The organism is Sandaracinaceae bacterium (assembly GCA_020633055.1).
In the GTDB taxonomy this organism is placed as follows: Bacteria; Myxococcota_A; Polyangia; order Polyangiales; family Houyiibacteriaceae; genus JADJJE01.
This window is the reverse complement of sequence record JACKEJ010000009.1, coordinates 557,975-572,205: the sequence shown is the minus strand read 5'-3', so window position 1 is coordinate 572,205 and position 14,231 is coordinate 557,975. Positions and strand designations below refer to the sequence as shown.

At 70.4% G+C, this 14,231-nt stretch carries 15 protein-coding genes; 11 read left to right on the top strand and 4 right to left on the bottom strand.

Translation table 11 applies throughout. From position 1 onward, the window contains the following. Positions 1 to 23 precede the first annotated feature (23 nt). The 5 genes from H6726_22430 to H6726_22410 all read left to right on the top strand — a co-directional run bounded on the left by H6726_22430 (position 24) and on the right by H6726_22410 (position 6,391). Positions 24 to 1,430, top strand: coding sequence for a hypothetical protein (locus tag H6726_22430; protein MCB9660418.1), 1,407 nt, complete (start codon positions 24 to 26; stop codon positions 1,428 to 1,430). Between the two features lie 91 nt (positions 1,431 to 1,521). After that, the gene (locus H6726_22425; GenBank protein MCB9660417.1) at positions 1,522 to 2,298 is read left to right on the top strand and encodes a hypothetical protein; all 777 of its coding nucleotides are present in this window, start codon (positions 1,522 to 1,524) and stop codon (positions 2,296 to 2,298) included. A gap of 20 nt (positions 2,299 to 2,318) precedes the next feature. Further along, entirely contained in the window at positions 2,319 to 3,122 is an 804-nt protein-coding gene (locus tag H6726_22420) for a hypothetical protein (GenBank protein ID MCB9660416.1), read from the top strand. Continuing rightward, positions 3,119 to 5,260, top strand: coding sequence for a hypothetical protein (locus H6726_22415; GenBank protein ID MCB9660415.1), 2,142 nt, complete (start codon positions 3,119 to 3,121; stop codon positions 5,258 to 5,260). The genes H6726_22420 and H6726_22415 overlap by 4 nt, the downstream gene beginning before the upstream one ends. A gap of 81 nt (positions 5,261 to 5,341) precedes the next feature. Then, positions 5,342 to 6,391, top strand: coding sequence for a sporulation protein (locus H6726_22410; GenBank protein ID MCB9660414.1), 1,050 nt, complete (start codon positions 5,342 to 5,344; stop codon positions 6,389 to 6,391). Here H6726_22410 and H6726_22405 read toward each other — a convergent pair. Beyond that, entirely contained in the window at positions 6,364 to 6,663 is a 300-nt protein-coding gene (locus H6726_22405; GenBank protein ID MCB9660413.1) for a hypothetical protein, read from the bottom strand. The two genes, H6726_22410 and H6726_22405, sit on opposite strands and share 28 nt — an antisense overlap. 142 nt (positions 6,664 to 6,805) lie before the next feature. Here H6726_22405 and H6726_22400 point away from each other — a divergent pair, with 142 nt between their 5' ends. The 3 genes from H6726_22400 (at position 6,806) to H6726_22390 (ending at position 8,992) form a co-directional block, all read left to right on the top strand. Then, a complete protein-coding gene (locus H6726_22400; GenBank protein MCB9660412.1) occupies positions 6,806 to 7,282 on the top strand; it encodes a PaaI family thioesterase in 477 nt (158 codons plus the stop codon). 24 nt (positions 7,283 to 7,306) lie between these two features. Continuing rightward, positions 7,307 to 8,080 (top strand): glutathione S-transferase family protein, encoded by a 774-nt coding sequence (locus H6726_22395; protein ID MCB9660411.1) that lies wholly within the window; start codon positions 7,307 to 7,309, stop codon positions 8,078 to 8,080. 183 nt (positions 8,081 to 8,263) lie between these two features. Then, positions 8,264 to 8,992: a siderophore-interacting protein gene (locus H6726_22390; protein ID MCB9660410.1), complete on the top strand. Its 729-nt coding sequence runs from the start codon at positions 8,264 to 8,266 to the stop codon at positions 8,990 to 8,992. A 43-nt stretch (positions 8,993 to 9,035) separates the two neighbouring features. Here the strand turns inward: H6726_22390 and H6726_22385 are convergent, their stop codons facing one another. After that, positions 9,036 to 9,599: a leucine-rich repeat domain-containing protein gene (locus tag H6726_22385; GenBank protein MCB9660409.1), complete on the bottom strand. Its 564-nt coding sequence runs from the start codon at positions 9,597 to 9,599 to the stop codon at positions 9,036 to 9,038. A 187-nt stretch (positions 9,600 to 9,786) separates the two neighbouring features. On the opposite strand from H6726_22385, the gene H6726_22380 reads away from it, so the two are divergent. Further along, entirely contained in the window at positions 9,787 to 11,055 is a 1,269-nt protein-coding gene (locus H6726_22380) for a hypothetical protein (GenBank protein ID MCB9660408.1), read from the top strand. Positions 11,056 to 11,294: 239 nt separating this feature from the next. Continuing rightward, positions 11,295 to 11,708 (top strand): hypothetical protein, encoded by a 414-nt coding sequence (locus tag H6726_22375; protein MCB9660407.1) that lies wholly within the window; start codon positions 11,295 to 11,297, stop codon positions 11,706 to 11,708. A 36-nt stretch (positions 11,709 to 11,744) separates the two neighbouring features. Here the strand turns inward: H6726_22375 and moaC are convergent, their stop codons facing one another. Both moaC and fbp read right to left on the bottom strand, forming a co-directional pair. Further along, positions 11,745 to 12,344, bottom strand: a complete 600-nt coding sequence (gene moaC / locus H6726_22370) for a cyclic pyranopterin monophosphate synthase MoaC (protein ID MCB9660406.1) — start codon at positions 12,342 to 12,344, stop codon at positions 11,745 to 11,747. Positions 12,345 to 12,347: 3 nt separating this feature from the next. After that, positions 12,348 to 13,379 (bottom strand): class 1 fructose-bisphosphatase, encoded by a 1,032-nt coding sequence (gene fbp / locus H6726_22365; protein MCB9660405.1) that lies wholly within the window; start codon positions 13,377 to 13,379, stop codon positions 12,348 to 12,350. An 82-nt stretch (positions 13,380 to 13,461) separates the two neighbouring features. On the opposite strand from fbp, the gene H6726_22360 reads away from it, so the two are divergent. After that, entirely contained in the window at positions 13,462 to 14,229 is a 768-nt protein-coding gene (locus H6726_22360; protein ID MCB9660404.1) for a helix-turn-helix transcriptional regulator, read from the top strand. Positions 14,230 to 14,231: the final 2 nt, after the last annotated feature.

The window sequence follows — 14,231 nt, the reverse complement described above, 5'->3', positions numbered from 1 at the left end:
CGAAGCTGGGGATCCTGCGAGGGATGCCGTCTCCGCCCACGCGCGACCCGATCGAGACCCTCTCCGCGCGGCGCCTCGAGGTGCTCGGACTGCTCGCGAAGGGGCTCACGAACGCGGAGATCGGCCACGTGCTCGGCGTCGCGCCGGGCACGGTGCGCATCCACGTGAGCGCCGTGCTGGCGCACCTCCAGCTGACCAACCGCGTCGAGGCCGCCGCCGCGTACGTCGCGTTCGAGAGTGGACCGCGCCGCATCACGCAGCGTCTAGAAAGACCCGCCATCGCGGTCCTCCCGCTCCGGTCGCAGGGCGACGACCCGCGCACCCAGTCGCTGGCCGCGGCGCTCACCGAAGACCTCGCCAGCTCGTTCGCTCGCTGGTGTTGGTTCCCTGTCATCTCCACGTTGGCAAGCGCCCACCCCATGTGGGAGGGGCGCCCGCTGGCCGAGGTAGCCGAGGGCCTCGGAGCGCGCTTCGTCGTCTCGGGCACGGTGCGGATGACGCCGGGCGGAGTGCGCCTCTCGCTGCGCGTGGACGACCACCAGGTGAGGGAGCACGTGTTCGTCGAGCAGCGCGACGCGGCATGGAGCTCGCTGCTGGAGGAGACCGACGAGCTCTGTCGGTCGATGGTCGCGGCCACCTACCCGAGCCTGATCCAGCGAGCGCTCGCGACGGCGGCCGACGCGAGCCTGAGCCCCGACCTCCCCGCGTGGGAGCTCGCACACTACGCCATGCGCCTGCGCGCGCGACGGGAACGCTCCGCCAATGACGAGGCGACGGTGGTCCTCGAGCGAGCCATCGCGCGGGAGCCCGCCCTCGTCCTCGCGCACTACGCGACCGGCCTGCTCGCCTACGACGCGATCCTGAACCAGTGGGGCGACCCGTCGCCCGCCACGGCACGGCTGGAGCGCGCGGCGAAGCGCTGTCACGAGCTCGCTGCGGGCTGCGCCGAGGGGCACTTCCTCGAGGGACGCTACCTCCAGACCACAGGCGAGTGGGGCGCAGCCATCGAGCCCCTGCGCAGCGCGATCGTGCGCAACCCGAGCTACGCCGTCGCGCACGCGACCCTCGCCCAGTCGCTGCAGGCGACGGGGGCCGCCGAAGAGTCGCTCATGTGCATGGGGCACGCGATGCGGCTTGGCCCCGGCGCCTTCCACGCGGGCATGGCGACGCTCCACTTCATGCAGGGACACTACGCCGACGCCTACGCCGCGGCCCTCGACGCCCTCCGTCGGACGCCCCGCTATGCGTTCGCGCGCGCCCTGGCCGCAGCGTCCGCGTGGCACCTCGGGGACCTCACCCATGGCCGCGCCCAGCTCGTCGAGCTGCGGCGGGCCCACCCCGAGTTCCGGTCCGAGAGCTTCGCGCTGACCTTTGGTGCCCAGGTGGAACCAGTGGAGCGCCTCTCCCGCGCGCTGGACGCGCTGGCCTGAGCGGACCAACGGTCCCACGACACGCGCGCCATATGACGACCCTCATATGGGGGGCGCGCTCACGCACATGGTACGGACTTTTGCAGTGACCATGACAAACGCACCGAAACCGTCTCGCTCTGCACGTCGGCTCTGGGTCGGGACGACGACCCTGCTCGCGCTCTCCACGTCGATCGTCATCGCGTGCGGGGACGGCGCCGAACCGAGCGCCGAGCCGCAGTACGTCCTCGAGAGCGACCCGGAGCTCGTCGGCTATTTGCGCGACACATGGGGCATCGAGGTGAGCTTGGTCGACGAGTCCGGAGTCGAGGAGCAGCGGGACGGAACGCTGACGCTCGAGACGACTGTGCGCGTGACGGTGGACGGCCTGGGCGCGCGCGAGCTCGCGACCAACACAGTCATCATCCCGGACGAGTACGGCACGACGACCTCGTTCTTCGTCTCGAACCCCGACGGCTCGGATGAGCGCTACTTCCTGTTCGACCGCGAGAACCGCTACGTCACGATCGGCAACGCGATCGACGATCAGAGCGTCATCGTCAGCGCCAACGTGGACGGTACGTACGAGGTGGACATCGCCAGCGGCGAGGAGTGGACCACGATCGCGACCGACGCGACGGGCTACGAGGCACTCCAGACCGTGGCGACGTACAACGAGTACACCACCATCACGCCGCACATCTTGCTGCTCGCCTTCGCGGTTGCGAACACGCCGTCCACGCTCGAGACGCGCATCCCGCAGACCTGCGTGAGTGGTGGTGTGGCCGCGTCGCCCGCCGTGTGCAGCATCTTCCGCGAGTTCTGCGACTGCGCCGCGTGCCTGGTGCTGGAGCGCGAGGGGGCCTGCGACCTCTGCCCCGAACTCTGAACCTGGCAGGTGACGGCCGCGTGCGCCGCGGCGCGCTCACGCTGCTGCTCAGCCTCGGCTTGGCGTCGATGCCCAGCTGCGGACGCGAGCGCCCGAGGATCTTCGGCGTGTACGTCGTGTGGATGGAGGGGCACGACGCGGACCGTCAGGAGCTCGATCAGTTCCTACACTGCTTGATCCACGGCTCCACCCTGAACCGCTTCTGGCGCGGTGAGGCCGCGCTCGAGCTGCGCGGCAGCTGGACGCTCCCCGCACCTCCACGCGGCACGCGCTGGGACGCATTGGCCGCCAGCTGGATCGCGCCGGCCGTCGGGCGGGAGGGCGCGCTGCCACGGCCCAGAGCCGGCGAGACGCCGCTCTACTTGATCTTCGGGGGACACCCAAGCGCGTGGGTCGGCGCCTGCGGGCGCAACGCGCAGGCCGAGATCGCCGGGAGGTCCTCGGCCGTCGCGGTCGTCGCCACGGGCGACTCGTGCTGGCCCACGGGAGACCCCCTCCGCTCGGAGACGCAGATCGCGCTCCACGAGCTGGTCGAGGCGACGGATGGCGCGCTCGGACACGGCAACTGCGCCGCCGGGGGGGCGTGTCGGGGGCGGGCGATCTGCCGCGACCGCTGCGACACGTTCGTGGGCCTGGCATGCGAGGGCGCCCCGACAGGCTCGTGGACCGGCTGCGACGGAGGCCGCGTCGATGGCTGGGTCGTGCAACGGCTCGGCTATGGTGGGCGCGACCCAGACCGCTGCGACGCGTGCGCGCCGTGCGAGTTCACGCCAGAGGTCTGCCAGGCGGGGGACCCCGACTGTGGCTGGAGGGAGGCGCCGTGAGCGAGCGCTTGGTGTCCCGCTGGTTCCTCGCCGGCGTGTACACGGGCTCCGCAGTGGCGCTCTGTCTGGCCACCGCGGAGCCTCGCCTCTGGCCATGCGCGTGGCTCGCGGTGGCGTTCGCGGCGGCGGCCCTCGCGCGGACCCCCGCTGTCTCCATCGTGTTCGTCGGCACCTGGCTGACCCACGCGGCCGCGCTCATGGTGGGGTCCGACTGGCTGCTCCTGGTGAACGAGAAGGCCCTCGACATGCCGGGCGGGGGCTCGCTGGCGTTCCTGCTGCTCGAGGTGACCACGTGGGCGACCCCGCTCGCGCTCACGGTGTCCGTCGGCCATGCGCTCGCCGCGAGGAGGGTCCCCGTCGCGCTCTGGCTACCGATCGCGTGGGGCGCTGGCGAGGCGCTGCGCTTCGCCGTCCTCGGCGTCGACCTGGGCGACTGGCTGATGACGCAGTGGCAGGCGCCCCTCGTGCTGCGCATGCTCGGGCACCTCGGCTGGTGGCCCACGACGTGGGTTTGCCTCACGGCGGCCGCGTCCATGGGCGAAGCCATCGCGCTGCGCTCTCCGCGGTTTGCGTTGGCCGCGCTGCCGGCGGTCGTCCTGGCCGTCGCCGCCCCCCCGCTCCCGTCGCGCGGAGTCGAGGCCCTCGAGGGCCTCGCCGTCGCGCACACCCGCTCCACCGTGGACCTCCCGCACCGGCTCCCTCCGGCGGAGGGCACAGACGACCGCCTCGACCTCGTCGTCTGGCCCGAGGACGCGTACGCGCTGCGCCCCTACCTGGTCGAAGGCGACGGATCGGGCACGCAGCTCGAGCCCTGGGCCCCCGGCGCGCACGCCGACCACCTGATCGGGTTGACCACGGCGTCGCCGTCCGGAGGGCAGCTGAACCAAGCCGTCGCGGTGAACGCCGACGGGCTGGTCTTGGGGGCGCGCGCCAAACGCCACATGCTGCCGCTGGCCGAGCGGCGCGTGTTCGGGTTCGGTGACGACCGCTGGCGCCCGGGGCGTGTCGCTCCCCTGCTGCGTGTCGGCGGCACGCGCGTGATCCCCATCCTGTGCGGCGAGCTGTTCTCGCGGGCGGTCGCCGCCGAAGGGCGACGCGCGGGGGGCGAGGTGCTCGCCGTGCTCGCGCGCGACCAGATGATGGGGACACCGCGCGGACGAGCCGCGCTCCTGGCTGTCCAGGTCATGCGGTCGGTGGAGCTGGGGGTGCCGTCGGTGAGGGCGTCCTACGCAGGCGAGGCCAGCTTCGTCTCGTCCGACGGGCGGGTGCTCGCCCAGAGCCGCATCGGCACCAACGGCTTCCTGCGCTGGGACCGAGCGCACGGCGCGCGCGAGTTCGACTTCCGAGGTGCACGCGTGGATGGCGCGCGACCCGCGAACGACGCGCCGCGCGTGACCGGCGCATCACACGTGGACGACAGGCCGCACGTGACGGCCACATCACACGTGGACACGCAGCCAGAGACCCCCAGGCTCCCAGCCGTGGCCGTGCTGCACGCGGCGGACGGCCCCGAGTTCCGCACACGTTGCCCCGAGGGGCGCTGCGCGTACCACCCCATCGAGCACTTCGAGTGCGCGGGACAGCGCGCCGAGACCGTGATCCTCGCGGGGCACGCCGCGCCTCCTGGCTACCTCGGCGCATCCGTCGCAGACATTGCCGACGCGATCCAGTGCTTCCAGCCGTCCCTCGTCGTGGTCGACACCTGCTTCGGGGCGAGCGCGGAGCTGCTCGAGGCGCTCGCGGGGTCGGATGTCTTCGTCGTCGGAGCGCCGTTTTTGGTACCCAGCTCGGGCTTGCGATACGAGCCCGGGTTCTTCGAGGAAGGCCCCGCGGACGAGCGTGCCCAACACGTACACGACCCACACGGGCGAGAGCTCTTCCGGTGGCGCGCCGCGCGGGAGCCGCTGCACGGGGCGCTGCGCGACGTCGAGCGCTGGACCCCCTCCGAGCTGCGCGACCGCGTGGTGCGTCGGGACCCGACCTACGTGCGCGCCGAGCTGGCCGGGGCCGGGCCGTTCCTGGTGCCGGTGACCACGCGCACGCAGGACGCGCACGCGACCACCACGGCCGCGAACCGACGCGCGAGGGCCGTGTGGGGCAGCTCGAACGCCGCGCCTCGTCGCCTCGATCGTCCGTGACGCGCAGAGGGCGTTCGCACTCGGCAAGTGCAGCCGATGGACCTCTCGCGTGGTACAGCGGCCCCTCGAGAGGCGCATGTCGTGACCGAAGCCACCATCACCATGGCCCTCGACATCGAGGGCGACGCTCGGACGTTCGCGCCAGGTGAGACGGTCCGGGGAAACCTGCTCGTGGACGCGAACACCGACGTCGACGTGCACTCACTGTCCGTGGGCCTGCGCTGGGGGACGCGCGGCAAGGGCAACCAGCAGCTCCGCACCGCCGCCGAGAAAGCGTGGGGACGCGTCACGTTGGGGCGAGGCCGCGCGCGGGTGTTCCCGTTCGAGCTGACCGTGCCGGAGTCCGCGCCACCCACCTATGCAGGCGCGCTGATGGACGTCGCGTGGATGCTGGAAGCGCGCGCCGACCGCGAGTGGGCCTGGGACGAGATGGTTGGGGTCGAGCTCACCGTCCTCCCCGGCGCGTCGCGGTCGCTGCAGGTGAAGCGCCTGCGGGCGAACAGCACGAGCGAGGTCGCCATCGGCGTGGCGCTGGCCTTCGGCATCGCGAACGTGGCCGCGATCATCGCGTGCGGGTTCGCCTCGGTGCTCGTCGTCGCGAGCGTCTACGCGGCGCTGGCGTTCGCGGCCGTGCTGCTGTTCGGTGCCATGCTGCTGTTCCCGCGCCGACGCCGAGCCCTCTTCCACCACTACTACACCACGGACACCGCAACCGTCACGGTCGTGCGCGAGAGTGATGGGTATCGCGGCGCGGGCGTACGCGACCGGCTCGAGTGCGTCGTCGAAAGCAAGGGTCTCGCCCCGCTGAACGGCGGGACGGCCACGCTCCGCGTCTACGAAAGCATCTGCTTGGGTACCGGAGACAACGCGCGGTACGAGCGGCACGAACTCCACCGGCACAGCGCGCCGCTGAGCGCGAATGGGACCAGGTGGGTGGCCCGTCTCGATCCACCCGCACCGGACGTGGCGCGGTTCTCCATCGACATCGAGGACAACGAGCTCGTGTGGGAGGTTACGTTCGACCTCGACATCCGCAGGTGGCCGAACGCCAAGCTCACGGTCCAGCTCGACACGCGCCCCACCGACGACGGGACCACGGCGGCCTACGCCTCCGTGAATTCGCCGTCATAGCCGAGCCCCGCGAGAAAGGATGCGACAGCGCGCAGCAAACGCGCCCGGTCCCTTCCCGTCCCACCATGCGCGACGACCGTCACCGCGTCCTCGACGATGACCTCGAAGTCTTCGTCCCACCCCTCGCGCGGCGCTGCGTCGCCCAGTCGTAGCCGAATGCGACGCGGATCCATGTTCGCGAGCTGGATGTAGCCCAGTCGCTCGAGCGCGGTCGCGAGCTCACGAGACTCCCCGGTGGAGAGTCGTGCGTTGCAGACGTACTCGTAGCCCATCGCGATGTCTTACCTCGTGCGCGGAGCGGTGTGACCTTCTTGCTGCGAGGCGACTTGTGCGGCGCCCGGTTTGGTTGACTAGGCAAACAAACCGATCCAGGTGCAAAGAGCGCCCCGTCTCCGCCCAACAGGAGCCCCCAGCATGAGCCCATCCATCACCATCAATCCAGAGCATGTCGAGGCCATCAAGGCGCTAGTCGCCCAGGCCCCGTTCCCCGCCCACATGGCCATGCGGCTCACGGCCATGGACCTGGACACCTGCGTGGTGGAGCTCGCCGCCGACAAGCGGCACCTCCAGCCGTACGGCATCCTCCACGGCGGCGTACTCGCCACCTTGCTGGACACGGCGACGTTCTGGTCGGCGTACATGCGCATCCCGGAGAGCGCCGGCCTGGTGAACGTGGACCTGAAGCTCAACTACCTGGCCTCCGTGTCGGGCGGCCTGCTCACGTGCGAGGGTCGCTGCGTGCGGCCGGGGCGCACCATCAGCTACGCCGAGGCGTGGGTCCGTGACGCCGACGGCCAGCTCTTGGCGCACGGCACCTCGTCGCTGCTGGCCATGCCGGGCAAGGGCCTGTCGCTGGGGGTGCCCAAGTTCCTGCACCCCGAGACCCCCTGAGCTCCGACGCCCACGATACCGACCATGCCCACCATGCACCACCTCGTCTCGATCTCGTTCTCCCACTACTGCGAGGTCGCACGCTTCGCGCTCACCCGGGCCGGGATCCCCTACCGCGAGTCTCGCTATCTGCCGTTCTTCCACGTGCTCCCCGCAGCGCTGGCGCTACGCGGTGTGCCAGCCCGCGCAGACAAGACCTCGAGCGCTCGCTCGACGCCCATCCTGCGCTGCCCCAACGGCGACGTCGTGCACAACTCGGTGGACATCCTGCGCTACGCGCTGCCCGAGCTGTTCCATCCCGCGAACGTCGACGCGGACCTGGCCTACCTGCACGACAAGGTCGGCCCACACACGCGGCGCTTGGCGTACGGTGCGCTGCTGGGCAACCCCGCGGTGATGGGCCGCTTGGCCGAACGCACGGTGGACAGAGGGCAAGCGACGGTGTTCCGCGCGCTCCTCCCGGTCGCAGGGCGACGCCTCGAGCGCACGTTCAACATCAACGAGGCTGGCCTGCAGCGGTCCGAGGCGGTGGTGCTGGAGGCCGTGGCGTGGGCGGACGAGCGCCTCGCGCGCGGTCGATACCTGAGCGGCGACGACCTGAGCGCGGTGGACCTCTACTTCGCGTGCATGCTCGCCCCGGCGCTGGTGATCGGGCACGAGGAGGGCTACGGCGTGTGGCTGCCGGGGCTCGACGACACGCCGCCTGCGTTCGCTGCCCGGGCCCGCACCCTGCGCCAGCGCGCGGCGGGTCAGCACGCGCTCCGAATGTTCCGCGAGGAACGCGCCCCGCGGTCGTGAGCGCCTTGACGGAGCAGAGGACCGCTCCTCACGGTCCTCCTCGGTCCAGGTCTTCTACGAGCGCGGAGCGGGCAGTCTCAGCAGCGGCAACGACGACGGCTCACGCCCCGGTCGCTCCGTTGGACTTATTTGACTTTGACTTTCATTTTCGATAAAGTATCCATGAGAAAGTCGAGGTCACGCATGGCATCTGGAAAAGGGCTCGTGTTCAACGCGCTGGGGGGTCTGCTGCTGCGGGACGGGCAGGTCACCGAGGTCCGCGAGGTGTCGTCCCGCTTCCGTTGGCTCCGCGTCCATGCGGACGTGGTGCGCGAGGCCACCTGGACGCCGGGCGACAAGGTCCAGGTGCTGCTGCCGGACCTCGACACGCGCACGTTCACGCCCATCGGCTGGGACCGCACCGCGAGCAGCACCGACTTCCTGCTCTACTTGAACCAGGACGCGGCGGCGCAGACGGCACACCCGGGGACCCGCTTCATCCGCACGGTGAAGGCGGGCGACCCCTTCCGCTTCATCGGCCCGCAGGCCTCGCTGGCGGCGCCTCCCGGCAAGCCATGGGTTCTGTTCGGCGACGAGACGTCGTTCGCCGTGGCGCTGGCCCTCGGGGGTGCATCGCCGACGCGACCCACCTGTGTGTTCGAGGTGGAGTCCGCGAGCGAGGCCGAGCTCGTGCTCGCGCAGCTGGGCCTGCCCAACGCCGTCTGTGTCGAGCGCACCGCGGGGGACACGCACCTGCGCGTGGTGAGTGACGCACTCGAGCGCGGCCTGGCCCGCGAGCGTGACGCGCGCTTGCTGATGACGGGTCGCGCGCAGGCCATCCAGGCGCTGCGGAAGCTGCGGCGCACCGACGGTCAGACGCGCCCGCACAAGACGAAGGCGTATTGGTCACTGGGGCGCGCGGGCCTGGACTAGAGAGAATCGCATGGCTCAGTCGTGAGGGTGGGCGGCGGGCACTTCAGACCACGTGCAGCCGCCCCGCCCAAGATGCGCGCAACGGCTCGGGTAGGGCACGCCACTGCTCGCCGTCGAGGTGCACCTCGCGCAGCTCCGGGAGCGACCACAGCGCGTCGGGCAGCACCAGCGGGTTGTCCACGACCCGCAGCTCGCTCAGCCGCCGCAGCCTCGCCACCTGCGCGGGTAGCGCCCGAAGACGGTTGCCGCTCAGGTCCAGCGCGCGCAGGTGCTCGAGCGTGAAGAGCTCGTCGGGCAACCGCGTGAGCGCGTTGAAGCCCAGCTCCAGGGTATGAAGGGAGCGCAGCCGGCCGATCTCCGGGTTGAGGGCGGTGAGCGCGTTGTCCTCGAGCCGCAGCACCTCGAGCCACGGGAGCGCGCACGCCTCACTGGGGAGCCAGCCGAGGCCACAGCCAGAGAGGTCCAGCGTGAGGCCCGCGTCACGCCGGACGGCGTCGATGCGCGTGGCGGGGTCGAGCGCCGGCAGGTGCGGACCAGACACCGCGAGAGCGTCCCGCACGGGGACCGGACGTGTCCAGCACCACAGGCGCCCGAGTTTGCGTCCCATGGTGCCTTTTTCTGGGGGGCTTCCAAAGCGTCACGCAGATTTCACGGATTTCTGTATCGCGCTACACCAACGTGAGATACACATGTACGAGTTTTGCACTTCACGAAGGGTACGGAAAATGACGAAATTGACGGAAAGTCACGGTCGTTGGGCCGGAGCGGTCCTGGCCTCCCTGGTCGCCGTGGGCGTGAGCAGCGCACCGGAGCAGGCATCCGCCTGGTGGACGCCGGCGCCCCAACCGACGAACACGAACGAGTGCGTCGCGGACCTTGGGCCCATCCAGGTCTGTCAGGACACCGGCCTGCTCGGCTTGCCCAGCAACCTCGGCGGCTGCTGCGACGCGGTGCGCGAGCTGGCGCGCGACCGCTGTGAATGCAACCCCGCGCTCGACCTGCTGCTGGGCGAAGAGGGCCAGCAGATCTACGAGCTCGAGGCGCTGTGCCGCGTGGTCCAGCCGCTCAAGTGGTTGTGGGTGACCCCCCGCGCGATCCGTAGCTGCAGCTCGCTCCAGCGCCACGACTACGGCTGCGGCCCCAACGACATGGAGATGGACGCCGCCCGTCTCCAGAACGTGCTCACCTTCCAGGGCATCTTCACCTACCACGTGAACGCCACGCAGTGCCTCGACACGCCGCAGTTCGTCAGCGACCTGAGCACGGTGTTCGAGCCCGACGTCACGGTCTTCGTCCCCTACGGCATCGGCACTTACACGGGGGTCGACAACGTGGCCGAGTACCTGGGCATGGCGATGCAGAGCCTCAACCACGACTTCTGGTACTACGACACCACCATCGACCCCACCAAGCCAGCGGCCCTGCACGTGTCGACCGACGGATCCACCTGGATTCAGGGCAGCACCTTCGGCGGCTCCTTCCTGCGCGGCGACCTCCCCTACACGGACGCGTACACCGAGCAAGAGGTCGTGTTCGAGGGCTGCTCGACGCTCGTGGGCGACTACTCCGTCATCCCCACCGAGGGCATCCGCGACTGGGTCGAGACCTACGTCCAGGCCTCGGAGCTGAGCCACCGCTGGGGCGTCGAGGACATCTGTCGCGTGCACACCGAGTACTGCGCGGGCGACGAGCACACGCTCCAGTACGAGAGCGAGGAGGAGTGCATCGCGTACATCAGCAGCCTGCCGTTGTTCTCGCCCGCGTGCGGCCCCAACCGCCCGCTCGCGGGTCTGTCGCTGCCGTGCAAGTTCAAGCACCACTTCATGGTGCCGACGAACCCGCACCTCCACTGCGCGCACATTGGCCCGGCGGGCATGCACGACATGCACGGCGCCCTCAAGTGTGACGACGACTACGAGTGCTCCGATCCCAACGAGGGCGCGGACTGGCCGGCGGTGACGCTGATCGGCCCGAACACGCCGCAAGCGATCCGGAACGTCTTCGACGCCAACAACGTGGGCTGGGAGACGGAGCCCATGGCCTGCGCCATCCCCACCCACTGAGCGCGTCCCAACGCGCGCACGAAGCGCCTGCTGCCGGCGCCGAGCGGACCCCCCCGCGCGGCGCCGGTCGGCTGTGACAGTCCCGAACGGCCCCGACATTCGCCTGGCCGCCTGTCGTGTCTTGACATACAGTTTTCCTCCGAATGAAAGTCCATCTTCCCCCCACAGCTGGAGATTCCACTCTCCACGGACCATTCGTCGTCGATCACGGAGCTTTCACGTTCTCGGCCATCGGCAATGTGCTGATCACCAGCCAGAGCGGGGAGCTCACCGTCAACGCCATGGAGGAGGCTGGCGCCCTCCATGCGCGCATCCTCGCCCGGTACCCCGGTGGGACCTGCATGGTCGCGCACCTCGCCAAGATGGTGATGCCGAACGCGAGCGTGCGCGGCGCCATCCAGGAGTCCATGGCTCGCTTCGAAGCCACCACCCTGAAGCGCGCCATCATCCTCTCCGAGCAGGGCTTCGTCGCGAGCATCGTGCGCAGCATCCTCGGGGGCATGTCGGTCGTTGGCCGCTCGTCCACCGTGGAGCGCTACTTCTCGGAGTTTCCGGAGGCCGCGACGTTCCTCACGGACGCGCTGCAGCCGGCGACGGTCGGCCCTCCCAGCGTCCTGCACGCGATCCAGGCTACCGTGGCGCGCCACCACTGAGGGAGCCCTGCGATCGAGGGGTGCCCCTGCCCCTTGTCAGCCCCGCACGTAGTGGCCGCGCCGGCCGCCGCGCTTCTCGTGCAGCGCCACGCTCTCGATGACCATCTCGCGGTCGATGCCCTTGAGCATGTCGTACAGCGTGAGGAGCGCCACGCTCGCAGCCGTGAGCGCCTCCATCTCCACGCCCGTCTTGCCGGTGCAGCGCACGGTCGCCTCCACCCACACGCGCTCGACGTCGTCGGGGTCGGGGTCGATGGTGACGCTCACCGCGTTGAGCGAGAGGGGGTGACACAGGGGGATCAGGTCCGCCGTCCGCTTGGCCGCCTGGATGCCCGCGATGCGCGCGCTCGCGAACACGTCCCCCTTGGGGGTGTCGTCGGCCAATAGCCGGCGCCGCGTCTCGGGGGCCATGCGCAACGCGCCCCGCGCGCGGGCTTCGCGCTGGGTCACGTCCTTGTCACCCACGTCCACCATGTGCGCCTCACCCCGCGCGCTCAGGTGCGTCAGCGGCTTCGACTCCGCCGTGGGGTCGTCGTCCGCGAGCGCCGCGCTCAGGTCCGGCGCCGTGTCGCGGTCATCGCTCCTGCCGTCGCCGGTCCCGTCCGACGCGCCGCCCTTGGTCCCGTCTCGCGCCATCGCTCAGTCGTGCGCGATGCGCAGCGCGTCCTCGACGTCCAAGCGGCTCCCGATGTAGAGCGGGGTGCGCTGGTGCAGCTCGGTGGGGATCACGTCCAGCACCCGCTCGGTGCCCGTGTGCGCGGCGCCCCCAGCGGCCTCGACGATGAACGCCATGGGCGACGCCTCGTACAGGAGGCGCAGCTTGCCGTTCTCGTTCTTCTTGTCGGCCGGGTAGACGAAGATGCCGCCGCGCAAGAGCGTGCGGTGCAGGTCCGCCACCATCGCGCCGATGTAGCGGTGCCCGTAGGCCGGGCGCCCGTCTTGGGGCGACTTGATCCAGTCGGCCCACTCGCGCACCCGCGGCGACCACTTGTGGTAGTTGCCCTCGTTGATGGAGTAGGTGTTGCCCCGCTCGGGCACCTGGATGTTTTCGTGCGAGAGGAAGAACTCGCCCACGCCCGGGTCGTACGTGAAGCCGTGCACGCCGTCGCCCGTGCTGTAGACCAGCATGTTGGACGACCCGTAGATGACATAGCCCGCCGCGACGATGTCGCGCCCCGGCTGCAACAGATCCTCGAGCGTGCCCGGACCGCCGCTGGGCGTGACCCGCTTGTGGATGGAGAAGATGGTCCCGATGGACGCGTTGATGTCGATGTTGCCCGACCCGTCGAGCGGATCGAACTGCAGCACGTACTTGCCGCACGGGAAGCCGTCGGGGATGGCGATGGGCTCCTCCACCTCTTCGCTGCCCATCACACACACCTGCCCGCCGGCCTGCACCACGCTCACCAGCGTGTTGTTGGCGAACTCGTCCAGCTTGGCGACCACCTCGCCCTGCACGTTGATCTTGCCCGTTGTGCCCAGCACCCCCGAGAGGCCCGCGCGGCTGACGCGGCTGCCGATGATCTTGGCGGCGAGGGTGATCTGGTAGAACAGCCGGGTGAAGTCGCCGGTGGCCTCCGGGTTGCTCCGCTGGCGGTCCAGGATGTGCCGCTCGAGGGTCATGCCGGGGAGGCTCGGACCCGCCGGGCCCAGAGAGGGTGTGTTCGCCATGGGCCACGATATGACAGCCCGGCCGGAAGTGCGCCACCGAGCCCGTATCGGCGGGGCCAAATGCTGCTATCCTCTCGCTCGGATGGCCAAGAGTCGCACATCGGATCCCGAGCTCGTGGATGACACCCGCAAGGTGTTCATCATGGTGGTGGACCCGGTGGCCCGGTCGGCCATGTCCCTCTTGGACGCCCTCGCCGGGCCCGTCCCCGTCCGCTCGGCCTCGGCCCCGCACCGCCTGCTGCAAGACCCGCGGCGCCATCGCTGGGTAGGGCTCGTGCTGGGCCCGGGGTTCCAGGACGACGCGCTCGCGCTCGACTGGGCCGCGCGGCTGAAGGCCACCTCGCTGCGCCAGCCCGTGGTGCTGTGGCTGTCCGCCAATCCGTCGGCCGAGAACCTCCGGCTCGCCAGCGAGCGGGGCTACCTCTACTCGTCACCGCCCGCTTCGCCGGCCAGCGTGCAGCCCTTCTTGGACCTGTGCGACCACCGCCGCGCACCCGGGCCGGGCGACGCCATCAACTGGGCCATCTGGGCGCTCGGGCAAGAGCACGGGCTGACCGAGAAGCAGCGTCAGGTGCTGGCCGGCCTCGTGCAGGGCAAGATCGCGTGCGAGATCGCTGGCGAGATGGGCCGCACGGAGAAGACGGTCAACAACCACATCGCCGACATGAGCCGTCGCACCGGGCTGAGCGGCGTGCGCTCGCTGGTGAGCGAGGTCCAGCGGCTGGCGCACGGGGCCATGGCCGAGGGACTGCCGCTGTTCGAGCCCACCCCCACCGAGCCGCTCGACCGGCGCGAGGTCATCGAGGCACTGAATCGCGCGAGCCCACGAGCGTCCACGGGCAAGTCCTGAGC

Excerpts from the sequence above, each read along its gene's own strand:
- H6726_22390 (MCB9660410.1), top strand. The coding sequence starts at position 8,264 with ATGGCATCTGGAAAAGGGCTCGTGTTCAACGCGCTGGGGGGTCTGCTG.
- H6726_22425 (MCB9660417.1), top strand. The coding sequence starts at position 1,522 with ATGACAAACGCACCGAAACCGTCTCGCTCTGCACGTCGGCTCTGGGTC.
- fbp (MCB9660405.1), bottom strand. The coding sequence starts at position 13,379 with ATGGCGAACACACCCTCTCTGGGCCCGGCGGGTCCGAGCCTCCCCGGC.
- H6726_22405 (MCB9660413.1), bottom strand. The coding sequence starts at position 6,663 with ATGGGCTACGAGTACGTCTGCAACGCACGACTCTCCACCGGGGAGTCT.
- H6726_22430 (MCB9660418.1), top strand. The coding sequence starts at position 24 with ATGCCGTCTCCGCCCACGCGCGACCCGATCGAGACCCTCTCCGCGCGG.
- H6726_22400 (MCB9660412.1), top strand. The coding sequence starts at position 6,806 with ATGAGCCCATCCATCACCATCAATCCAGAGCATGTCGAGGCCATCAAG.
- H6726_22395 (MCB9660411.1), top strand. The coding sequence starts at position 7,307 with ATGCCCACCATGCACCACCTCGTCTCGATCTCGTTCTCCCACTACTGC.
- moaC (MCB9660406.1), bottom strand. The coding sequence starts at position 12,344 with ATGGCGCGAGACGGGACCAAGGGCGGCGCGTCGGACGGGACCGGCGAC.
- H6726_22360 (MCB9660404.1), top strand. The coding sequence starts at position 13,462 with ATGGCCAAGAGTCGCACATCGGATCCCGAGCTCGTGGATGACACCCGC.
- H6726_22385 (MCB9660409.1), bottom strand. The coding sequence starts at position 9,599 with ATGGGACGCAAACTCGGGCGCCTGTGGTGCTGGACACGTCCGGTCCCC.